A 23,185-nucleotide genomic window follows, 5' to 3' on the forward strand; every position below is an offset into this window, starting at 1 on the left:
TCGAACGAAGCACTAGAACCGTTCTTTTTTCATTAGATTTGACCTTTCCTAACTTATTCTGTCTCGATAGTAAGGTCCTGGAGCTTCAAATACTGCCCTTCAGAAACGGTGATATACATGTCTGCCTGGGCAAGCTCATTCGTTACAATGCTTCCAAGCTGATGGCTGCTGTCAGAGCTCACTTCCAGGTATCCCATCCCGGCTGCTGCATTGTGGTTCAACAGTACCTTATACTCGCCGGCTGGAATATCCTGACCAACCTTGTACATGCCATCCTCATAAACGCCATCTTCTGGAATGACAGAAGGGGCTTCATTTACCGGATACATATAGCCACCCTGCAATTTGAAATATTCTCCGTCTTTTACCGTAACATAACTGTGAGCGTCACCCATCAAATTATCATTGAAGATGATGCTTTCGAGACTTCCTGTGCTGTCAGATGAGCTTTCGATATACGCCATACCATTAGAAAATACCAAGTATTCGCCAGCTGGAATTTCCTCGCCGACTATATACGTACCTGACTCAATTGTTGCCCCATCATTTGTTTCTTCTTCTACAACCGGTTCAGTGGATTCTTCTAATTCATCTGTTTCATCAGCCGCCGATCCATCAACTTCTTCTGCCGTATTACCTTGTTCATCCACAACCGTTTCAGTTTCCATTTCTTGTTCGTCACTGGTTCCTGCTACTGTTGTATCCGACTCCTCGTTGTCGCCTGTCGATATTCCGATGATCACAATCAACAACACAATCCCCCATACCCACCATTTCTTATAAAAAGGTTTTTTAGCTTTTTCAGCCATATCCATTCTCCTTTGTGTAATAACGTATTCCACGAGTACTTCGTGTTAACTTCATACTATAAGAAATGGTATGCAAACCTGTGTCCAGGGTGGGGGACGCTTGGCAGGAGTGAATTCTTAAAGGAGTCCTGCATTAGAACGGGTGTCCTGGTCAACGTTTTGTATAGCGCTGTTGGTATGATGGCCTGTTAATGAATAAAGATACCTAGTCCCTTTAGATCCGATGCACTGATCTTGAAGGTAAATTCCATCCAAATCGATGGGATAAAATACGCAGTGCGAGAATAAGGCCAAATAACAGATAGAGCTGATAAGGTTGTGTAGCCCAGCCTAAACCGATAATAAATCCGGCAACGAGGGCCCATAATAGATAAATATCTTGGCGAAAAACAAGTGGTTTTTGTTGTGCCAAGACATCCCGGATGATTCCTCCACCAGCACCGGTTATCGCTGCCGAAAACATAATAGCCAAGATTGGCAAATTATTGGCATAAGCATGCATGGCACCTTGCACGGCGAATGCTGACAAACCAATGGCATCAAAGATACTCCACTCCCTAAGCCAGCGAACAGTCAAGTTTGGCAAAAGTAAAACAATGGTGATGGTAATGAGCGCAATGACAAACAGTGATGTCTGCTGCCATATCTCAACAATGGGGATACCAATCAAAAGATTTCGGAGGGCCCCGCCACCAAATGCAGTAATTAACCCCAATACGTAAGCACCGACAATATCGTATTTCACTTTCAATGCAATGATTGCCCCACTCATTGCAAAAGCGATTGTGCCGACCACATTTAAAACTTCCCAAACCACAAAAAAACCCCCTTCATCAGCTGGTAAAAATAGAGAGAATATTTTTGTCTCTGTCCTTGTACCTGAGAGTTTTACCTAATGATAAAAGGTGTTCCCCGTGGGTGTGTGAAGCGTTCTCCAGAGAAGCGTCCTGCAATGGTCTTTTTACCTGAGAGATTCATCTTTAAATAAGATTTGCCCCTTCGGTGACGTATTACGTTCTCTCCCACAGCAGTCTTCCGCAAGTATTCATATTATAACTATACAGTAGGGCAAGACTACTCTATTTGTCAATGGGAAAAATCATGACTTTTCATTCTAATTTTTAAGTATGTGATTTTTGGAATATAGCTTTCATATTTTGGTAGGGAATTTATCTCGAATTAACGCTTCCTTTCTTGAATTCGCTGTTGTACGAAAACGGATCCTATCATAAACGTTACTCGTTGATATTAATCTTTATGATTACAGTCAGTTACTATATAATGGATTACATGTTTGAGACTAAGTGGTTTACACTCTTGTTGTTTTGAAAGAGTTTTGATAGAGGAATTATTAAAGGCGTAAAAACAATTGGCCGAAAGCGATTTTAATAGAATAATGAAGCAATCGAATTTATTAGACGATGTGGACTTGAATATATAGAATGAGTGGTAGATTATGAGCAAAAAAAAGATAGAACAACAGGTATATAGATATGCTGGTGACCTGCTTCATGAGAAAGGGTATATCAGTGTGGTGGACCTTCTTATGAAGATGGAACGACTAACAGATAAACAGGTAAATGATTGGCGTTTGAAGCGAATTCCTTATCTAGAACGGGTCATGATCGGTAATTTGGCTAAAATGAATTACGTTCTAATTACCCTTAAGAAATTTGCAGGTGAGAAGAACCTAAAACCATCACATACTGTATACAAGTCTTGGGGAAAAGGTCCAAAACGAGTACTGCGTTTCTCTAAAAATGGTAAGTCTTATGTAGAAGAAATGTATTCTACGCACTATTTGCAGCGCAATGTTACAAAAAAAGGGGGAAGGGATTATGGGAGCTCAGGCAAAACTTAAAATTTCAGATTTAAAGAAGGAATTGAAAGGATACGATCAGAAGGAGTTAATCCAATTGATTACAGATCTTTATAAATTAAACGAAGATGTACAGGATTATCTCGCAGTTAAAATGAATCGGGAAGATACTGTTTCCATTTTATATGAGAAGGCACAAAAAGAGATATTGAATGAATTTTTTCCTACAAAAGGTTTTGGTAAAATGCGTTTGGCCAAAGCTAAGAAAGCAATAACAGACTTTAAAAAGGTAACAGGTGATCATGAAAATACGATAAGTCTGATGTTGTATTATGTGGAAACAGGTACGGAATTCACCAATGCGTACGGTGATATTGATGGGAGATTTTACGATAGTATGCTATCTGTATATCATAATGTCATAGTCGAGTGTGAAAAGGACAGAGAATTATTTATGAAATTTCGTGATCGTTTATATGAGGTTGTTGCTGAATCAGAAGGAATCGGTTGGGGATATCATCATGGATTGACTGATTACTATGATTCCATCAGCTGGTTGGAAGAAGAATCGTAATATTCCGTCTGTCCATGACAGCTTAAAAACAAAGAAAGCCAAAGCTTACCTGAGCTATGGCTTTTACTATTTTAATTCGATAAAATCCGCCGATATTCGGGGAGTGACAGGCACCCTTGTAAGTAAGTGCGGACTTCTTCGGTTGTTAGGCCAATTTGTTTTGCTTGTTGTATCAATGCTATCCATTCCTGATCCAGTTCCGTTTTATCTGTTATTCCTTGTGGAGACACAGCCATTACGATTCACCCTTCCCGAAAAAAGTTATCTCTGATAAGTATGGTCTTAGTTTATTAGGAAAAGGTTAAAAACAGGTTTAAAAAATTTATATTTTTAAATTTTCTGATGAGAATTTATACCCAAAACCTCTGACTGTCTGGATGAATTTCGGTTTTGCCGGGTTTTGTTCTATTTTTTTACGCATATTGCTGATATGAACTTTAACCGTCTGATAATTACCGTACTTATCCTCTCCCCAAATGTGGTCATAGAGCTGTTCAATCGAGAATACTTGATTCGGTTGGGTCACAAGAAAAATAAGGAGCTGGATCTCCTTTGTATACAATTGCAGTCGTTCTCCATTCCGGAAAACGGTGTATTCATCCAGATTAATTTCCAGCTCGCCAAATTGAAGCGTTGTCCTCGTTTCTTCACTATGACGTGATGCAATTTCTTTTCTTCGTAAATGTGCCTTCACCCTTGCCAGTACTTCTCCTGGGTCAAAGGGCTTTGTAATATAATCATCGGCACCAGCCTCAAGCCCGACAATTCGATCCTCGTATTCACTTCTTGAACTTAAAAATAAAATCGGTACATTTTCATTGAACAAACGGATTTCTTTACAAACTTCCAAACCGTCTTTTTCCGGTAGCATAACATCTAATAGAATGAGATCCGGTTCTTCTAATTTTGCAGCTTCGATTGCCTGATTTCCATCGGCTGCCAGAATGACTCTATATTCTTGTACCAAATATAGCTCAAGCAAATGCCGAATATCTGCATCATCTTCCACAATCAATATCGTTTCATGCTTCAATCGGTTCACCTCCAGGGGAACTGCTTTGGAACAATGGTAGAATAAAATGAAATGTACTACCCACACCAACATTACTTTCTGCCCATAAGTATCCTTGATGATATTCAATTATCTCTTTTGAAATGGAAAGACCGAGACCTGTATTGGTATGCCCAGATGCGGCTTTTTCTTCCTGGTAAAACCGGTCAAAAATATGTTTGATTGCCTCTTTTGCCATTCCTTTTCCGTTATCACGGACACTTATCTGTAAAAAAGGGCCATCTGTTGTTAATTGAAATGCGGATTCACCATTGGGATGCAGCTCCGTGATTTTCTTTATATCTACTGCAATCAACCCGGATTTCTCTGTAAATCGAATTGCATTGAAAATGAGATTGTGCATTACCTGGTCTAGTCGGTCAACATCAATGGTCACTATATCGGAACGTTCGGTTTCCTGCAAGTGGATATGAAGCTCAAACCGAATAGCATGTGCCTTCACATCCAATTCGTACTTTTTGAAAAGGCTTGATAACAAATCATTAATCGTATACTGCTGCCATTTGAAACTCATTTGTCTAGCCTCAAGTCTGGAAAGCTCATATAAATCCTGAATGAGACGATCAATAAATACTATTTTTTGATACACAATCATTAAGTAATTCCGGTCATCCGCTTCAATCACACCATCAAGCATTGCCTTCACATAGCCTTTAACAGAGGTGAGTGGTGTTCCTAGCTCATGAGAAATATTGGACATCAACTGCTTTCTTGCGCTGTCCACCCGACTTAGCTGCTCGGACTTGATTTCCAGTTCTTCTGTACGTGTTATTACCTGCTCTTCAAGCGATTGATTCAACAGGTGAAGCTGCTTGTTGACAGCCTTCACTTCTTCCATTACAAGTTTTAATGATAGAAGCGTCTTCACACGTGCCAGCAGTTCTTCTTTAGAGCTTGGCTTGGTCAAATAATCATTAGCGCCTGCATCAAAAGCGGTTACAATATCCTCCATTTGTGATCGTGCAGTCAACATGAGAATAGGGAGTTCCGTCAAAGAAAATTGTTCTCTAATTTTTTTAGCTACATCAAATCCGGATTTCTTTGGCAACATCACATCGAGAATCACAAGGTCAAATGAACGATCATCTGCAAGCAACTCCAGCACTCTTTCCCCGTCATATGCGACAACGAGTTCATAACCAACCATTGATAACTGGTTTAATAAGACGCGAATATTTACTGCTTCATCATCTGCAATCAGGATTTTCCCGGGCGAAACCTCGTCAAAGTCCCGTGTTGCGACTTCATAGCGGATCACATCTGTATGCACGTTATGCAGTGGGGATAAAGAAGGTACCTGTGAAAAATCTTCCGCTTCTTTGTAGAGTGGAATGGAAAAGGAAACGGTCGTTCCTTCACCGAGAGTTGATTCGATGACAATCTCTCCACCATGCAACTCCAATAGCTGCTTCGTAATACTTAGTCCCAAACCGGTACCAATAGAAGAACGATCAGTCAGATTCTTTCCTCTTTTGTAGCTGTCAAAGATATCATCCATATCCTCTTTTGAAATGCCTATTCCTGTATCTTTAATAGTTACGATAATTTCTTCCATGCCGGCTTCAGCGGACAGAATAACTTCACCTATATCGGTATACTTGATTGCATTTCCAACCAGATTGTACATGATTTGTTGAAGTCGATTTTCATCAGCAGCGACAGTAGGGAGTTCCTCGGGAATCAGATTCTGTATGGTAACTGGTTTGCCTGCTGTTAACGAAGCGGAAACCGTACAGATAACCTCAGCCATGTCTCTAAGCATGATCGGCTTAATTTGCAGAGCGATTTCATTGTGATTTAGTCTAGAGACATCAAGAAGGTCGTTAATTAAATGGGTTAGTCTTTCCCCGCTGGAAATAATTAAGGAAAGATTTTGTTTTACTCGTTCATCGATTCCTTGACTATCCCGTAAAGATTGTGCAATTCCGATAATTCCATGCAATGGTGTTCGTAATTCATGAGAAGTGTTTGTAAGGAATTCGTCTTTTAACTTGTTGGCTTGTTTTAAATGCTTTACCGCAAGCTGTTGGCTTTTCCGGGCTTGCTGCTCAGCTGCATCCTTTTCTAGACGCAAGGCTTTAATTTTTGCGCCGAGGGCAAGTGAAAACAAAATAATTTCAAATGCCGAGCCTAATTGGGAAGCATATTTTGTAACAAATGTAATTGGAATCAGTCCCATATCAGCAATCGAGGAGACCATCACACCTATTAAAAAAACCGTCCAGCCGAAAACGAAAAATTTCGCTGGGTGGTATCCTCTCCTCCAGCATAACATTGCTACTGTGATTACAATCCCAACCAAACCAATTGTTGCGAGCATAATTAAATCGAGTGCCACTTCATAACTTATCAATAAGATGATAATCAGAACTGGTTGCAGGATCATATACCAATTAATCAGTTTGTTAAACGTTGGCGTATATGTTTTGGTATTCAGAAAAGATTTTGTAAACAATAATGAAAAGAAATTCGTTCCTGCTATAAAAAACAGGATAGCACGGTTATTCCACCAACTCATTTCGGGCCAAATATACTGATAGGAGAGCCCATTTAATGTGAAGTGAACAAGCATCAGCATCAAAATAAAACCGGCATACCACAAATAACTGGTGAAGCGAAGGGAAGCGAATAAAAACAAGCTATACAAAATCATGATTAGGCCAAATCCATAATACAGTCCCATAATCAGGTATTCCAATAGGCTTTTTTGATGGAATTCTTCTTTTGACATCAGTGCTATAGGCAATTGCATAGAACCTTCTGTATTGAACTCAATCAAGAAGGTTTGGCTATCTCCTTCAGCAATATCCAGTTGATAAACGAAATTACGGTGAGGTAATTCTCTTGAGGAAAATGGCAATAAATCCCCGGTTTCACGTACATGGAAAGTCCCGTCTTCTGTTGGTATATAGAGACGAATCAAATCATGGGGCGGGTAGTCAATTTCCAATAACCATGCCGTTTCCGAAGAATTATTTTCAAAGGTGATTCGTGCCCAGTAGGTTGAGGAGGTATAACCAAAGCTCGGTACATTGCCATTATATTGAAAGAATTGTTTATCCAATCTACCGCTTGCCACATCATCAATGTCCCACTTTTTTTCCTGATCCTCCAAAAGTTCCACCATCGGACTGAGCTGATAATGCGTTTTTCCTTCTTCTAATTGTATGACAGTGGAGGCTTCCACTTGAACAAGGGGAAAAAGGAAAAGCATAAATAAAACAGTTGAAGCCGTTGTTATGAAAGTACGAATTCTCTCCACCACCTTAGAAAACTTGGCAACTCCTAAGTCTTTATACGCAAAACTTTACTTGCTAAAAAAAACACTTTTCTATAAGTCTAATATACTAGATGGTTGTTAATAAATATAGTGAATTCGTACTCTTCTGAAAAAATATTTGTATACAGCAAGGGGGGATCGGTTATTCAGGAGGTAAATAAATGGAGAAGGACCAGTAATAACTTTGATAAGCCAGAAACAGTCTAGAATCAACTATTCTTGTGGATTCTTGGCTACTTTTATATCAATTTAATTGTAAAAGCTAGCTTATTGTCTCATCTCCACAGTAACAAATGTGATGGAAAAGGGAGATGGGAGTCAGCACTTTACATTAGAAAACTTGGTAACTGCCTATGCCTTTGGGCGAATGCCCTAGTTGCCAAAAAAAGGCAATCATCTCCTGTCGTTCAGGAAATAACTGCCCTGTTGTTTATTCCTCTTCTAAAATCTCATCAAAAGCTTCAGAGACCTTATCAAATTCCTCATCTGTCTCAATTGCCGATAGCTCGCCATCATCATCAATTTTAAGGAAAAATACATCGATGTCTTCTTCGCTCTCCGCCTGTACGTCCTCTAAAAAGCTGACAGCCACATAGTCTGTGCCTTCCAATGTAACCTTTGCCAGTACTTCAACTTCCTGATCTTCATCAAGCTCATCGACAATTGTAAAAACTTCACCAACTTCAATTTTATCCATATCATTACCCTCCATCGGAATATAGGCGCTTGTCCCACATTCTTTTTCTTTAGTTTTACTTTATTTAAGCGATTCATGCAACTAATTCGCCGAAAAAAATTAAAAACGCGCCCATAAATGCTTCCAATCCGCCGATAAATCAGAACTAGCAACTTGTCCCATCCAATTAAACAAATTTATTCCGTCCTGCTCCAAAGCCAAATAGCGTTACAAAGCAAGCAACGATAATAATTGTTATGATTGGTATGGTCCATGATCCGGTTAGGTCAAAGAGATATCCAATAAATATCGGACCGATTGCTGCGAGGATATAACCTAATGTCTGTGCCATGCCGGACAGTTGTGCAGCTTGTCTCGCTGTCTGTGTGCGCAAGCCTAAGAAGGCTAATGCCAAAGCGAATTTTCCAGCGAGAGCAATGCCAATCAGAATGATACTGATGACTGTCAGCGCATAAGATTTTCCGAATAGTAATCCACTATAGCCTCCAATGGAAAAAATGCTTAGAACGAGTACAATCCCTCGTTGTGATTTGAATTTCTCTGCAATGACAGGGACGAGGAAACTTGCCGGTAATCCGATAAACTGTGCAAAGGATAGCATCCATCCTGCTGTTGCCATGGATACACCAGAGTCATGCAGAATCTGCGGCAACCACGATATCGTCACATAAAAGAGAAAGGACTGAAACCCCATGAACAGTGCGATTTGCCATGCGAGAGGCGAATGCCAAACATTGCTGTTAATCGTTTGGATAAAGCGGCTTTCTATTTGGTAATCGGTATTTTTCTTTTTGGAAAGATAAATCCAAATTAGTATGCCGATGATAGCGGGGGTAACCCAAATAATTAATGCAAATTGCCATCCTAAACCCAATCCACTAGCTAGAGGAACACTTAATCCAGTTGCGGTTGCAGCGATGATTCCCATTGCAGTTGAATAAACACTCGTCATCAAGCCAACACGATTCGGGAATTTATCCTTAATTAAACTTGGTAGAAGTACATTTAAGACAGCAATTCCTATTCCGATTAAAAAAGTTCCTAAAAAAACCATTAGAATTACGGAAACCGAACGAATACTGATTCCAACGAGTAATAAACCCATTCCCATCAACATCGCCCGCTCGTTTGTCAGGCGATTTCCCAGGCTCGGTGCAACAGGAGACATGACGGCAAATGCAATTAAAGGGAGACTTGTAAGTAAACCAGCACTCCAATTTGCTAAACCCAGATCATCCCGAATGATGGCGATAAGCGGGCCAACGGAAGTAATCGCTGGCCTTAAATTAAATGCAATGATAATGACGCCAATAAATAATAAGATTTGATCCAGCTTTCTACCTTGCTGAGATGCATTGTTCAATTCCACGTTAGTTAACTCCTTTTCCACTGCCATACAGGACCATTTTCTTTCCAACTTGAAATATGCACCTTTCTAGTCTTAACATTGTTTTAAATTTCGTTTAATGAAGCACGAGATAATAAAAATTTAGCTCAAATAAATCAACGATACAATTTTATTGGTTAATAAAATATCTACTATTTACATAAAGTTCACTCCTATTCTATCACAACGGAAAAGCTGATAATGGAATGGGACATTTTCTGTCTTAACGACCTGCAACAATAGTAGTCAAAGTGACGGGGAAGAGGTATCGTTTTGCACTCATTTACCTTTACAAATTTAAAAGCATAAGTGAAACATGAGATTATGTAACAGCTTTTCTGTCCATCTGCTTCATTTTGCGCTAGAATGGATGTGACTTATTAATTACATGGAAAGTTGGCGTTAGAATGACGGAAAGAAGTATTATTTTTTTTGATATAGACGGAACATTGCTGAATCACGATAAAAAATTGCCTGACTTGACAAAAAAGGCTATTTTTACGTTAAAGGAAGCTGGACATGAGGTGGCAATCGCAACAGGGCGTGCACCGTTTATGTTTGAGGATTTGCGAAAAGAATTGGATATACATACCTATGTTAGCTACAATGGGCAATATGTTGTACTGAATGACGAGGTTATCCATACAAATGGATTAAACCTTTCTTCCCTTGAAAAATTAACTGATGAGGCACTTGAAAATGAGCACCCGGTTGTTTTTATGGATCACGAGGACATGACAACGAATGTCCCGGATCATGACTATATTACAGAAAGTATTAGCACGTTAAAAATCGATCGTTTTCCGACACATGATCCGAATTATTATAAAGACCGTGCCATCTATCAGACACTCCTTTTCTGTACAGAAGGGGAAGAAAAGCAATATGAAGAAAAGTATAAAGACTTTGATATTATAAGATGGCATCCGGTCGCAGTCGATGTGCTGCCGGCCGGGGGCTCGAAAGCTGAAGGGATTGAAAAAATTGTTCAGAAGCTAGGCTTTCCAAGAGAAAGACAATATGCTTTTGGGGATGGCCTCAATGATCGGGAAATGCTTACGGACATCCATCATAGCGTAGCGATGGGAAATGCAAGTGAGGAAATAAAATCAGTTGCGAAATATGTCACGAAATCCGTAGATGAGGATGGCTTGTATCATGGACTTAAAATGGTAGGCCTGTTGTAACGGTTTAGGGGATGTGAGATGAGAATTCAGGTAAAGTCCTTCACACAGGGCTAAAAAAGCTTCTATTTTGATGAGGAATAGTATAATATTAACTATTATATATTATATAGAAGGTGTAAATAGTGGAAAGTTTTAATTTCTCCTCATTAATGGAAGGTAAAAATTATTCGTTACCTGAACAAATTGCAAATTATATATTATCAAAGATATTTATAGGTGAAGTCCAGCAAGGTAAACGCCTGATTGAATCTGAAATTGCTAAAGAACTAAATGTTAGTAATATTCCTGTCCGGGAAGCGTTCTATATTTTGCAAAATACTGGGATTATCGAAAGGTTACCAAGAAAAGGGGTACGGGTCAAATCGATAACTGAACAAGAAATGAGTGACTATACGGATGCATTAATTGAATTATTTCGGTTAGGAGTCGATTATTCTGCCTCTAAGTGGGATGATGAAAAACGTAATCATTTGAAACAGTATTTAAAGGAAGCAAACGAAATGTTACTGGAAAATAATATACTACAATATGTCGTAAAGGTACATCGATTGTGTGGCTATATATTTGACGTTGCAGAAAATAAGGCATTTATCAAATTTTATTCTGACATAACCTTTATTACTAATGCATATTCCCAAATGATGTGGGGTGAAGTGGACAAAACAAAAGAGCGTTATATGCATTTGGAAGCATTGGTAGACGCTCTTGTCCATTCCAATTTCGAGCAGGCAAAAGAAGCGTTTGAAATATTGACGAGACAATCCTTAAGCCTTAAAATGCCATAAATCAAAACTAAAAAGAGAGACAGCGTTATTGCAGCTGTCTCTCTTTTTAATTAGTTGGCCATTACGCCGCCATCAACATAAAGGTCAATGCCAGTAATGAATTTAGATTCTTCAGATGCAAGGAATAATGCAGCATTAGCAATATCACTAGGATCTCCAAAATGACCTAATGGAGTTTTATTTAAATAGTATTGCTTTACTTCCTTCGATTCTTCCGTTTCTAGTGCGGCAGACATCGGTGTGCTGATTTGACCTGGTAAGATAACATTGGCTCTGACATTATCTTTTCCATAATCGACAGCGATATTTTTCGTTAAACCGATTAAACCTGCCTTAGCTGCACCGTACCCAGTACCACCTTGTCCACCAAGTGTAGCAGCGATAGAAGAAACGGTTACAATGGAACCCCCACCAGCTTTAATCATTTCAGGTATTGCATATTTGCTTCCGAGGAAGGCACCTTTTAAGTTAATTGCCAGAAGTTTATCCCATTCATCTGGATCATGTTCATGTGCTTTTGCTACAAATGGACCAGCCACTCCGGCAGTGTTTACTAATACATTTACTTTACCATACGTTTCTACAGAGGTATGAATAGCATTTTCCCATTCTTCCGGGGAAGAAATGTTTAGTTTAATTCCAATCGCATCGCCGCCATCGGCCTTAATTTCATCAACTACTTTTGTGAGGCCTTCTACGTTCATATCAGCTCCAACTACTTTAGCGCCTTCTTTTGCAAATAGACGAGCTTGTGCTGCACCCATACCACTACCTGCACCTGTAATAATAGCTACTTTACCTGTTAATCGTCCCATTCTAAATCCCCCTTGATTTTTATGATGTCTTAAACAAAATAAAATTTTTTCTATTTCATTTAAATATATTATATATAATATATAATTATAAGTCTATGAAATTGCTTGTTATGCTAGAATGCAAAGCTCTTCCAAAATATAAGTAGGACAAAATCTAGGGGTATAGACAGTTTTTTATCTTATATTTGAAGGAATTCAACAAAAAGGGTAGGCTATAACTAGAAATAATATTGGGAGTGATCAGCATGTATCGTAAAGTAGAAGACTTTTTAGAGGATTGGGCCCATTCTGCAAAAGGTACCATCCAGGTTTTGGAATCTTTGACAGATGATAAATTAGATCAAGCTATCGTTGAGGGACATAGTACACTCGGTTGGCTTGGCTGGCACATTACGACAAGCACGGCCTTTTTTGCTGGTTTGGTAGGACTTGATGTAACCGTTCCTTCAGAAGAATCTGTACCAAAGAAAGCAGCGGTAATTCCAGAAACCTATAAAGAGATTTCTGAAAAACTGGTTCAAGAGATCAAGGAGAAGCTGACAGATGAAAAAATGGTGGAGGAAGTGGATCAATTCGGCAGGCTAACCCCCCGTGGCGCAATTTTAAGAGACGTAATTCTCCATCAAACACATCATCGCGGGCAGATGACAGTTCTATTACGTCAGGCAGGCTTGCATGTTCCAGGGGTAATGGGACCAACGAAAGAGCAGGGCGGTTACTGATTTCTGTTATCCTGAAGAAAAGGAAGCTTAGTCTTAGGACTGGGCTTTTTATATGGGGTCAGCCTTGGGAAATGAAAGAAATAAATAGAATGGAAAAGAAAAAATCTGGTTGTTAAGAAAGTGATTGGAAGAATATAGTGTAACGTAGTTTGGTAAATGTTTTAAAAATAAACATGGGGAGTATGAAAAATTTTACTATTGAGTGATCATACGTCAAAAATGGATGACTTGAAGTATATGATGGAAAGAGCTAGTGGTAAAACAGAACTGCAGATGGTTATTAATAAACTGTAGTTCGAGAAAATGAGCAGTCCTTGAATCAAACGACAAAATGACGTGGATGGAACACGTCATTTTGTTTGTTTAATGGGAAAGGGGTAATTCTCCATAACGTCTCCTATTTGCAAAGTTAAGATCAAATCTATGTGGAAATCCATAAAATACTCGCCTAACACTACAATGCTTCCGCTCCATGAGCAGCTTTCTCATAGTGCTTGTATAACGAATGAAATTTTCCGGAATAATTCTTATGCCACGGTTTCTTTTTACCGCAAAAATGAATAATCGATGTATTTTTAATGACATAGTTCATATCGACTTTATTTTTGCTGGTCAATTTATAGAAGTGGTAAAACCGTGCATCATAATTAAAGAAAATTTCATCGATGTTTTGGATATGTTTCGAGTAAAGTCCATTCAAGATATCCTGATCAGGTAAAATAAGTTTTTTCTTATTATCCTCCACAAAAGTAAAAATTTCCTGCTCGTTAATTTTTTCACGCTGAAGCTTTAGATTCATTAAAAGCACACCTGAATTGTAATAAGCTTCGATTTCATATTCCTTCAATCGAAGCTTATTGATTTCTTTTACAGATGCTCGGTCATGATAGGCTGCAGCAAAAAGCTTATTTCCTAAATCTATATCATATAATCTCCGAATGTCATTAATGATCATAATATCTGGATCAAGATATAAAATTCGATCTAAATCAGAAGGTAAAAACTTGAATGCCAACAGTCGGTAATACATTTCTTTAGAGTAGTGTTTCACGACGGGAGCGTCAGCGAAATAGTCTCTTTTTATAGTGATTTCGTTTAATTGATGACCATTTTCTTCTACATATTCCTTTATTGTAGAAAGCTCTTCCTCTTTTAAACTTGAATGCAGGAGATAAATGGAGAAAGCTTCATTCTCGTGATTCATAAACAATGATTTTAGCATTACTTTCAGTGGATTTATGTAATTCGAATTTAATGTGACTAGAATATTCATATGTGTCTTCATAGAGTTCCTTTCTACTAATCTTATAGTTACAAATCTTTGATGTCATTAAAATTATATCATGAAACAAGGATTGACGAATGTTTAACAGCGTTAATGAATTCAAGGTGCCTGTCACCTAACCTTTCAGCATATTAAAGTAGTGTGGGACATGTATCGTGCCTAAATACACTCTGATCATCTTTAGTGAAAATGTTTAGAAATAAATGAAGGGCTTTTAATGAATTTTGTCTAAAGGTAATAATGTATTTTGATTTAAAAGAAGAACGGGATGAGGAGAGTGATGGTGGAGATGGGGAGAACGAAGATGAATCATAAGATGAAGGATTAATAATTAGTAGAATGATAGACTTTATTGATTATGAGTGACTACGTCTGGAGAGCTCGTCCCTAAATTTAAAAACAGGAGGAAATGAAGTGATTCATTTTAGTAATAGTTTGGTGATTCATGCTAAAGTAGAACATGTTTTTGAATATCTAAAGCTGCCTGAGAACTTTTCAAAATGGAATTATGCAGTGAAAAGCATATCAAAAGTAACTTCAACTGAAAAAGCAACTCAATCGCTTTACCATTTACATAGAGAAGTAGGTTTACAAGTCTTCGAGGAAATTATCCTGACAGATAATATTCCAAATAGGAAACTATCTTTTGAAGCTACTGGGAAATTGTTTTCATATAAGGCATCATATGAAATAGCTCCCATTCTTAGAGGAACATCTTTAACGAATACGATGGAACTGGCCTCTTCCGCAAATCATTTAATGGTTAACCTTTTTAAAAGAAAAATAAAGAAAGAAGTCAATCAAAACTTACTGGTATTGAAAAAGATATTAGAGGAAGATGAACGGGACTAATTTGAAGCCACTCACAATAATAAATTTAAAAAGACCGAGATACATTTTCTCAGGTCTTTTTAACAATCTATAGAATAAGTCTAGGCCGTTAACATTTTCATTGCGATGGAAACTAGAATTCAGCTTTCAATAACCTGTTCACCTTTTCCAAATCAAACTTCTCTTTACTTTGTCCCTTACCCCATTCCAGCATATGCCGGTGTTCGGGATGTTCTGGATCTGCCAGGATATTTAGATACCTTTCATAGCCGTGGATGCCACCTACATCTTCAGGGGGTGTGTTACCTTCTCCTTCCATACATATCGGATAATTTTTATCATAATCATCAATGACTGCTTCGACTTCTATACGGTGGAGCCAATCATCACCAAAATCATAAACGTAATCCATATGTTTATATGTTGGAAGATAGGTAGACAGTTGGATTCCCTTTTCTAGCTTCACGGGGATATCATTTTTATAGTCTAACGTCTCTTCTTGGGAAACAAGATTTAGAATGAGTTTCTTTTTCTCATGACCAAAGGAAGGATAGTTCGTGGACCATCCGCTGTCTGTTGCATCCGTAGTTTGATCATCATAAATATAGAATTCATGCAAATGGTAATCTTCCCAGTCAAAAGCAATTTGCAGTGTCCGATGTAACTGATGAAAAGTGAAGCGAAGCGGAACCGTCAGCTTACGTAATACATGGCCGCGTTCTAAATTTAATTTCACATGAAGTCTTACTGCTTTCGTTTGTAAGACAGGTTGACCTGCGAATTCCTCAAGGTTGACATATAATTGCTGATTAGGATAAATATAATTATTTTTGCCATTCGTAATTAAATAGCGGCTTGCTTTCTTGTTAAACGTTAGTTGTTCAACATGATCATCATCCAATAAGTCATTCCAAATATAGATTGTTTCACAAGATTTATTCATTCTGGCTACAGATGTCTTATCTTTTGTTTTCGCAAACGTGAAATCCGGGGCGTGCTGGATATATTGTTCGATGACTTCTTCCTTAATCCCTTCTGCCAGGAACGTTTTTTGGATGCTTTCTAAAATAAGTGTATCAAGTTTCTTTACATGCTTTGCTGTTACTCCATATAAAGTAATAACATAGCGATTATTATCATTTACCAATACAATTGCTTTTCTGCGGTTTATGGTCATTAAATTGGCATGCCAGGAGAAAAGAGGATCTTCTTCCTGCTGGGATATAGGATTTACTTTTAAATAATCCAGTAGTTTTTTTGTACATTGGATAAGCATGGGTTTAACTCCTTATTATTAATTATAGGCAACGCTCTAGTCAGTTTAACAGGATTATATCATTTTGTTTTATCGTTTAATAACAAAATGTGGAAAGAGGCAGAGTTGGATTGCAGTCAGGGGGGCTACAATGTAATCCGCATTTTTAGTAATGTTCATAACTTCTGTGATTGAGATCAACCTTTTTGGATGAAGAAAAAGCAATCACCCAATGGCGATTGCTTCATTCACTATTCATATATATCCGTCATCCAGTCAACAATGTTCGTATGCTTTTCCTCCCGCAGCTGTTCCACATTATGGTGACCGATAACAGAACCATCTTTAATCGCAATCACTTCATCCAGGACATTTTCCAATTCTCGGATTTCATGTGTTGTAATCAGCACAAGCTGTTTTTCCAGGTCAATAAAGGAGATCAGACCTCTTACAATGGAATTTCGGACCATTGGATCAAGACCGGATAATGGTTCATCCATCAAGATTACGGGTACATGTCGCGATAAGGATAGGACAATTTTTAGCCGGCCACGATTTCCTTTTGATAAATATTTCAGCTTGTCATATGGGTTGAGTTTCATGAATTTCAAAATTTCATAGGCTTTTTCCTCATCAAAATCCTCAAATTGACTTGCGTAAAATGCGATGGATTGTTTGACAGTAAAAAAACGATAATACTCATCCAGTTCTGACAGATAAGAAACAGACCGAGCAATTTTTCGATTTACTTTTTCCCCATTTACCTTGATTTCACCTTTTGTAGGATGGTTAAGCCCTGCGATTAGCTTGAGAGTGGTTGATTTTCCACTGCCGTTTTCTCCAACAAGACCAATCAATTTTCCGGGTGTCAGCTCTAAATTGACTTGGTCCAATGCTTTTTTTGTTCCATATCTTTTCGTTACATCCTTTAACGTTATCATGCATTTGTCTCTCCCTTCTCATGTAGATAGTTCGTTAATCCGTTCTGTATTTCATCATCCGAATATCCCATTTCCTGCATTTCGCGGACGAAATCAGAAATCGCTTTTATTTTCATCTCTTCACGTAAGGAATCAAGGACGGATTGATCTTCGGTTACAAATGTTCCTTGTCCGCGTCTCGTTTCAACAATTTGCATGCTTTCCAATTCACGATAGGTCCGCTGCACTGTGTTCGGATTTACGCTTACATCTAGTCCGGTTTCCCGAACAGATGGTAGCTTATCGCCAGGAGATAACTCTCCACGTATGATTTGTCTTTTCATCCTCTCAGCTAATTGTTGATAAATAGGCTGAGAGGATTGGAATATATCTGACATCAACTACACCTCAACTTTTCGCTCAATGATCCAGCAGGCAGCACTAAACAGGAGTACTGAAAAAATAAAATCTCTTAAAAAATTGCCTATATAGAACACCGTTGCATCCTTTATCGTCAGGATGTCAACCGATTCCTCCACATAGCTTACTTCAATCCCGGTAATCATATCACCTGCCTGAATAGCTCCCCAGTTCGTCAGCATTTGTACAAATGGAAGATGAATGAAATTGCCATAGGCCCAGACACTTACAAAAAATAGAAGTATGGTCAATAAAAAGCTGAAAAAATCATTCCATTTTTGACTGAAAGTAAGAAAAATGGACCAAAACAACAGGAATACCGAACTTATAAACAGTGCCATAAGAAATATGGTGATTGAAATGCTACCTAGTGTGTTTATGAGACTTTCCTGACTAAAAAAACTAAATGCAACTCGGAGACTCAGCATAGCTAAAATGACGGATACGATTAAGGTCGAAAGCATAAACACTATACCTGTAAAAATCTTGGATGCCAGTAATCCTGCGATGGACATCGGTGTATGCAGCCATAAATGCAGTCTTTTTCTTTCCGTATTCAAACTGTGATACAAATAAAAAGCAAGGAAAAATGTGTGCAGCGCAATAACAATCATAAATACAATGGACATAATCTCGTCTTCAAAGCCAAATCGATTGCCGGCAATAATCCCAGCGGCAATAATTCCGGAATATAAAATTAGTGCAACGAGAAAAGCGGGCAGTCCAAGCCGGAATTCCTTCTTCGTAAGATACAACCAAGCATTCATTCATTTACCTCCCAATAATTGTATTAGTGTACTACTTAGATAGTACACTAATACATATTCTTCCGTCAATCACTATTTATCTAAAAAAACAAAAGGGTCTAAAGAAGGAAATTTAGAGATATTGGAGAAGTAATATACGACAAAAACTGACAAAAACAGGGGAGTGACAGGCAGCTTTAGATAAATCTTTACTTCTTATTCTGCATCCTATACAATTTATAGCAAAAGTAAAATGTAGAATTTAATAAATTTTTACATAATTATAAAATTTCGTAGTTATGATAGCGTGAGATGTAGCGACCTTGAAAATTTCGTATATCAATTAAAATGAAGGTGAGTCCATGAATATTACCTATCTACTATTTTTTCTCTGTATTGTCGTTTGTACATTAATTATTACTTATTGGGCGGCAAGGCAAAGTAAAACGACCAATCAGTTCTTTATTGCTGCTGGCAGTTTAACAGGCACTCAAAATGGGATGGCCATTGCAGGGGATTATATTAGTGCGGCTTCTTTTCTGGGAATCGTTGGTATGATTGCAATCAATGGTTTTGATGGTTTTTTATATGCGATTGGATTTTTAGTTTCCTATTTAATTGTCTTGTTCTATATTGCAGAGCCAGTGCATCGTTTAGGTACGTATTCATTAGGTGATGTTATTTGCGCACGCTTCCCAAGCTATAAAATGCGAGGAATGATGGCAATTGGAGCTCTCATTATCTCGGTTTTTTATATGATCCCACAATTAGTGGCCGCAGGTTTGTTAATTCGTTTACTGTTAAATATTAATTATTCAACTTCCGTATTAATCATAGGGGTACTCATGACAATTTACGTTGTATTTGGTGGGATGTTTGCAACATCATGGGTACAAATCGTCAAAACGGTATTACTTTTATCTGGCACATTCCTACTTGCACTTATTGTATTTTCCCGGTTTAATTGGAGTATTTCAAACCTCCTTGAACAGGTTACACGAGGCTCCCCTTTAGGTGATCAATTTTCGTTGCCGGGTCATTTATTTAGCAATCCTTTGGAAACGATTTCTCTCCATCTGGCATTAATCCTTGGTACAGCTGGGTTACCACATATTTTAATTCGATTATTTACCGTTCGAAATACGGTGGAAGTACGTAAATCTCTCTTAACTGCAAGCTGGATCATAGGTGTATTTTATTTAATTGCACTTGTTTTAGGCTTAGGGGCTGTTGCATTAGTTGGATTTGAGGAATTGGTTTTGCTTGATCCATCCGGGAATTTAGCTGCACCATTATTAGCGGAGAACCTTGGTGGCGATTTTCTAATGGCATTTATCGCTGCGATTGCATTTACAACCATTGTTGCGGTTGTAGCTGGTTTAGTTATCTCGGCTACGACTGCCTTCTCACACGATATATATTACCATATCATTAAAAAAGGAAATACAACGGAAAAGAATCGCTTACTTGCTGCACGTTGGACTGCATTTTTTATAGGTCTTCTCTCAACATTATTTGCACTCGGTTTAAGAAATATGAATGTAACGTTTCTTGTTTCGTTAACATTTATTGTTGCAGCATCTAGCAATCTACCAGTACTTTTATTAACAATCTACTGGCGCCGATTTAACCAAACGGGAGCAATTACTGGAATGGTCTGTGGTTTAACAGCGTCGTTACTGTTGCTGTTCGTCGGCCCACATGTGATGAATCTGGATGGAGGCTTCATTGCAAGAGAACCATTAATTCCGCTCTATAATCCAGGGATTATTGCCATACCGATTGGTTTTTTAGGTGCATATCTTGGAGCGGTATTTTCACGGGAAGGTCAAGAAAATGCGATTCCATTTCATTCGTTTCACTTAAAAGCGCAAACCGGGATTGATACAAGGAGAGATCTACCGTGATGTATTTGACAATCGTCTTATTCGAACGTTTAGGTCTATTGCTCGTTATCGCCTTCGTCCTTACCCGAAGCCCGGGATTCAGGTCGCTACTTTATCGTGAATTTAGTTTCAAAATGGCTGCTATTCATGCATGTGTGTTTGGTCTGTTCGGGATTGCAGGAACATTAACAGGGGTCGTTATTGGAAGTGATTTTACTGTGATTCAAGCGTTTGTCTGGAATGTCCAAGACGATCAAATGGTTGTAAGCTCAAGTTTAGTTGCAATTGTCATAGCAGGGTTATTGGGAGGACCAATCGTAGGTCTTGGAGCAGGGATTATTACTGGCACGCACTTATTTTTCCTCGGTGGAATTGGCTTTCTTGCTAATAGTCTCGTGAATCCATTAACAGGATTATTAGCGGGGTTTACGGCGCGTTTTTTTTCGCAGGAGCGGGTTATATCACCATTAAAAGCACTATTTATCGGGATTTTTCCTCCGATTTTACTCATGCATTTCTTACTTATATTTGATTCACAGGACAGGGCAATGATTGCAATGATTAACACGATTGGATTGCCGGTTGTATTATCGAACAGTATTGCCATTGCTATTTTTACAGCGATGATCTCCATTGTGTTACGGGAGCAGGAAAATGAAGCTGCATTTGCAACAAAACAAGCATTGACGATTGCTGAAGAAGCGCTGCCTTTTTTAAAGGAGGATTCCTTTCAGAAGAAGGCTGAGGGGATTACGAGTCTTCTATATGCGCGTTTGAAGTTAGCAGCTGTCACGGTGACAAATGAAAAGGAAGTAATGGCACATAAAGGATTAGGAAGTGACCATCATCAAATTGGGAACCAGTTGACGACACAACTTTCGCACAGAGCAATGGATACGAAAAAAATGCTTGTTGCTTATTCGCAAGCAGAAATTCAATGCACAACGAAAAATTGTCCATTGGAAGCTGTTATTATTATCCCGATTTTGGAAGCGAGTAAAACAATTGGATTGATAAAATTATATTTTCGCAAAGCACAGCATATCCGTCCGGTTGAGCTGATGTTAGCAGAGGGGCTTGGGCAATTAATTGAAAATCAATTAAAAACGATTAAAGCGGAAAGGCTTGAACTACATACACGTGACGCAGAGCTAAGTAATTTACAAGCACAAATAAATCCGCATTTTCTTTTCAATACACTGCATATGATTGCAGCATTATTTCGAAAAGATCCTGAAAAAGCAAGACATATAACCGTTCAGTTAGCCCACTTTATGCGATTCAATTTAAAACTTGTGTCCACACATCTTGTGCCATTTGAAAAGGAATCGGAACATGTAAAAGCGTATATTGCGATTATCCAAACACGATTTACGAGTCGATTACAAATTAATTTTTCACAACCAGAAGGGATTTCCCATCTGCTTATTCCACCGTCATCGATTCAGCCGCTTGTTGAAAATAGTGTCGGTCATGGGCTGGAACATGTTACAGAAGGGGGAAGAATTGATGTAAATATGGAGCGAATCGGCCATCGAGTGAAGATCAGTGTTCAGGATAACGGGCGAGGATTCCCTGAGGAGGTTTTATCACAGGTCGGAAATGTCGTGTTGACCCAGAGCCCGCATGGTGGGACTGGCTTATATAATGTGAATCAACGTTTAATTAATTTGCTTGGTGAGGAAGCACGCTTACATGTACGTAATTTACCTAGTGGAAGTGAAGTATATTTTTTCATTCCTTATCAGGAGCAATAGAAAGGTGGGGTTTTTATGAAAATCCATACAATGATTGCAGAAGATGAACAATTGGCGCGTGAAGAATTAATTTATTTATTGGAAAAGGAACAAGATGTAAACCTGTTGCCAAGTGCACAGACAGGGGAGCAACTCGTTGATCTCTATATAGAGCATGAGCCGGATGTTATCTTTCTAGATGTTCATATGCCAGGCATGCATGGTGTAGATGCAGCGAAGAAAATAATAGAGCTTGCTTATATAAAAGCCCCATTATTTGTTTTTACAACTGCGTATGATGACTATGCAGTAGAAGCGTTTGAAATGGAAGCTGTCGATTATATGCTGAAGCCTTATGACACGGAACGATTCCAAACAGCTATGAATCGTGTTCGTAAGCGAATGCAGCAATTGGAAAATAAAGTCTCGCAGCAGGTAACAAGTCAAAGCATGCCGCAAGCGACAAAATTACTGATTGATGATAATGATCGGACGGTCGTCCTGTCTCCAGATGCAATTTATTATGCCGTTCCATTTAAGCGGATGTTAGAAATACATACGGAGGACAAGGTGTTTCACAGTAAACTGACATTACAAGAGCTGGAAAAGAAGCTTCAGGGACATGCTTTTTTCAGAACGCATCGTAGTTACCTTGTCAATTTGAATCATGTACAAGAGATTACCCCGTGGTTCAATGGGACGAGCAACGTAACGTTAAAAGATAAAAAACAGACGACAATTCCAGTTAGTCGGGCTGCAAGAAAACACCTTTTTGATTTATTCGAAAATTAACCATTAATGACAATATTACAACAGTTCACTCGCAAATTTAAACAGTTGAAGCAAATTCTCTAACCTGCAATGCCGACTTCCTCTATAATCAACGTAAGCGCTTACAAAATAGTCTGGAAAACGATAAGGGGAGGAAATGTGAAGTGACGGATACAATTGCAGCGATA

Annotated in this window: 22 protein-coding genes and 2 riboswitches; of the genes, 9 read left to right on the forward strand and 13 right to left on the reverse strand. The window is 38.4% G+C overall.

From position 1 onward, the window contains the following. Positions 1 to 53 precede the first annotated feature (53 nt). Complete coding sequence (locus MN204_RS17515; protein ID WP_249872383.1) at positions 54 to 809, reverse strand: Rv1352/Rv1906c domain-containing protein; 756 nt, start codon at positions 807 to 809, stop codon at positions 54 to 56. Between the two features lie 214 nt (positions 810 to 1,023). Then, the gene (locus MN204_RS17520; protein ID WP_249872384.1) at positions 1,024 to 1,626 is read right to left on the reverse strand and encodes a trimeric intracellular cation channel family protein; all 603 of its coding nucleotides are present in this window, start codon (positions 1,624 to 1,626) and stop codon (positions 1,024 to 1,026) included. Between the two features lie 47 nt (positions 1,627 to 1,673). After that, positions 1,674 to 1,750, reverse strand: a riboswitch (glycine riboswitch). Between the two features lie 2 nt (positions 1,751 to 1,752). Further along, positions 1,753 to 1,844, reverse strand: a riboswitch (glycine riboswitch). Between the two features lie 421 nt (positions 1,845 to 2,265). Between MN204_RS17520 and MN204_RS17525 the strand changes: the two genes are divergently transcribed. Both MN204_RS17525 and MN204_RS17530 read left to right on the forward strand, forming a co-directional pair. After that, positions 2,266 to 2,670, forward strand: a complete 405-nt coding sequence (locus MN204_RS17525) for a hypothetical protein (RefSeq protein ID WP_249872385.1) — start codon at positions 2,266 to 2,268, stop codon at positions 2,668 to 2,670. Further along, positions 2,648 to 3,202: a DUF6155 family protein gene (locus tag MN204_RS17530; RefSeq protein WP_249872386.1), complete on the forward strand. Its 555-nt coding sequence runs from the start codon at positions 2,648 to 2,650 to the stop codon at positions 3,200 to 3,202. Before MN204_RS17525 ends, MN204_RS17530 begins: the two co-directional genes overlap by 23 nt. 71 nt (positions 3,203 to 3,273) lie before the next feature. Here the strand turns inward: MN204_RS17530 and MN204_RS17535 are convergent, their stop codons facing one another. The 5 genes from MN204_RS17535 to MN204_RS17555 form a co-directional block, all read right to left on the reverse strand. Then, positions 3,274 to 3,438 carry an anti-repressor SinI family protein gene (locus MN204_RS17535; protein ID WP_249872387.1) on the reverse strand — a complete coding sequence of 55 codons (165 nt, stop codon included), beginning with the start codon at positions 3,436 to 3,438 and terminating at the stop codon, positions 3,274 to 3,276. 86 nt (positions 3,439 to 3,524) lie between these two features. After that, positions 3,525 to 4,235: a response regulator transcription factor gene (locus tag MN204_RS17540; protein ID WP_249872388.1), complete on the reverse strand. Its 711-nt coding sequence runs from the start codon at positions 4,233 to 4,235 to the stop codon at positions 3,525 to 3,527. Next, entirely contained in the window at positions 4,225 to 7,539 is a 3,315-nt protein-coding gene (locus MN204_RS17545; RefSeq protein ID WP_249872389.1) for an ATP-binding protein, read from the reverse strand. Before MN204_RS17545 ends, MN204_RS17540 begins: the two co-directional genes overlap by 11 nt. 445 nt (positions 7,540 to 7,984) lie before the next feature. After that, complete coding sequence (locus MN204_RS17550; RefSeq protein ID WP_249872390.1) at positions 7,985 to 8,251, reverse strand: DUF1292 domain-containing protein; 267 nt, start codon at positions 8,249 to 8,251, stop codon at positions 7,985 to 7,987. A 166-nt stretch (positions 8,252 to 8,417) separates the two neighbouring features. Further along, entirely contained in the window at positions 8,418 to 9,620 is a 1,203-nt protein-coding gene (locus MN204_RS17555; protein WP_249872391.1) for a CynX/NimT family MFS transporter, read from the reverse strand. A 425-nt stretch (positions 9,621 to 10,045) separates the two neighbouring features. Between MN204_RS17555 and MN204_RS17560 the strand changes: the two genes are divergently transcribed. After that, a complete protein-coding gene (locus MN204_RS17560) occupies positions 10,046 to 10,825 on the forward strand; it encodes a Cof-type HAD-IIB family hydrolase (RefSeq protein ID WP_249872392.1) in 780 nt (259 codons plus the stop codon). A gap of 122 nt (positions 10,826 to 10,947) precedes the next feature. Then, complete coding sequence (locus MN204_RS17565) at positions 10,948 to 11,610, forward strand: GntR family transcriptional regulator (protein ID WP_249872393.1); 663 nt, start codon at positions 10,948 to 10,950, stop codon at positions 11,608 to 11,610. A 50-nt stretch (positions 11,611 to 11,660) separates the two neighbouring features. Here the strand turns inward: MN204_RS17565 and MN204_RS17570 are convergent, their stop codons facing one another. Continuing rightward, complete coding sequence (locus MN204_RS17570) at positions 11,661 to 12,425, reverse strand: SDR family NAD(P)-dependent oxidoreductase (protein WP_249872394.1); 765 nt, start codon at positions 12,423 to 12,425, stop codon at positions 11,661 to 11,663. Between the two features lie 245 nt (positions 12,426 to 12,670). Here MN204_RS17570 and MN204_RS17575 point away from each other — a divergent pair, with 245 nt between their 5' ends. Then, positions 12,671 to 13,147 (forward strand): DinB family protein, encoded by a 477-nt coding sequence (locus MN204_RS17575; protein ID WP_249872395.1) that lies wholly within the window; start codon positions 12,671 to 12,673, stop codon positions 13,145 to 13,147. Positions 13,148 to 13,601: 454 nt separating this feature from the next. Here MN204_RS17575 and MN204_RS17580 read toward each other — a convergent pair whose 3' ends face one another. Further along, positions 13,602 to 14,432 (reverse strand): glycosyltransferase family 8 protein, encoded by an 831-nt coding sequence (locus MN204_RS17580; RefSeq protein ID WP_249872396.1) that lies wholly within the window; start codon positions 14,430 to 14,432, stop codon positions 13,602 to 13,604. Positions 14,433 to 14,846: 414 nt separating this feature from the next. Between MN204_RS17580 and MN204_RS17585 the strand changes: the two genes are divergently transcribed. Then, the gene (locus MN204_RS17585) at positions 14,847 to 15,284 is read left to right on the forward strand and encodes an SRPBCC family protein (RefSeq protein WP_249872397.1); all 438 of its coding nucleotides are present in this window, start codon (positions 14,847 to 14,849) and stop codon (positions 15,282 to 15,284) included. 112 nt (positions 15,285 to 15,396) lie between these two features. Here MN204_RS17585 and MN204_RS17590 read toward each other — a convergent pair whose 3' ends face one another. The 4 genes from MN204_RS17590 to MN204_RS17605 form a co-directional block, all read right to left on the reverse strand. Continuing rightward, complete coding sequence (locus MN204_RS17590) at positions 15,397 to 16,539, reverse strand: plasmid pRiA4b ORF-3 family protein (protein WP_249872398.1); 1,143 nt, start codon at positions 16,537 to 16,539, stop codon at positions 15,397 to 15,399. Between the two features lie 230 nt (positions 16,540 to 16,769). Then, positions 16,770 to 17,459 (reverse strand): ABC transporter ATP-binding protein, encoded by a 690-nt coding sequence (locus tag MN204_RS17595; protein WP_249872399.1) that lies wholly within the window; start codon positions 17,457 to 17,459, stop codon positions 16,770 to 16,772. Continuing rightward, a complete protein-coding gene (locus MN204_RS17600; RefSeq protein ID WP_249872400.1) occupies positions 17,456 to 17,836 on the reverse strand; it encodes a GntR family transcriptional regulator in 381 nt (126 codons plus the stop codon). Before MN204_RS17600 ends, MN204_RS17595 begins: the two co-directional genes overlap by 4 nt. 3 nt (positions 17,837 to 17,839) lie before the next feature. After that, positions 17,840 to 18,625, reverse strand: coding sequence for a hypothetical protein (locus tag MN204_RS17605; RefSeq protein WP_249872401.1), 786 nt, complete (start codon positions 18,623 to 18,625; stop codon positions 17,840 to 17,842). Between the two features lie 341 nt (positions 18,626 to 18,966). Here MN204_RS17605 and MN204_RS17610 point away from each other — a divergent pair, with 341 nt between their 5' ends. The 3 genes from MN204_RS17610 to MN204_RS17620 are packed head-to-tail and all read left to right on the forward strand — an operon-like array spanning position 18,967 to position 23,018. Continuing rightward, positions 18,967 to 20,511 carry a solute symporter family protein gene (locus MN204_RS17610; protein ID WP_249872402.1) on the forward strand — a complete coding sequence of 515 codons (1,545 nt, stop codon included), beginning with the start codon at positions 18,967 to 18,969 and terminating at the stop codon, positions 20,509 to 20,511. Beyond that, entirely contained in the window at positions 20,511 to 22,247 is a 1,737-nt protein-coding gene (locus MN204_RS17615; protein ID WP_249872416.1) for a LytS/YhcK type 5TM receptor domain-containing protein, read from the forward strand. The genes MN204_RS17610 and MN204_RS17615 overlap by 1 nt, the downstream gene beginning before the upstream one ends. A 15-nt stretch (positions 22,248 to 22,262) precedes the next feature. After that, complete coding sequence (locus MN204_RS17620; RefSeq protein WP_249872403.1) at positions 22,263 to 23,018, forward strand: LytR/AlgR family response regulator transcription factor; 756 nt, start codon at positions 22,263 to 22,265, stop codon at positions 23,016 to 23,018. The last annotated feature ends 167 nt before the right edge of the window (positions 23,019 to 23,185 follow it).

It is taken from the genome of Oceanobacillus saliphilus, assembly GCF_023522835.1.
GTDB lineage: Bacteria > Bacillota > Bacilli > Bacillales > Amphibacillaceae > Oceanobacillus > Oceanobacillus saliphilus.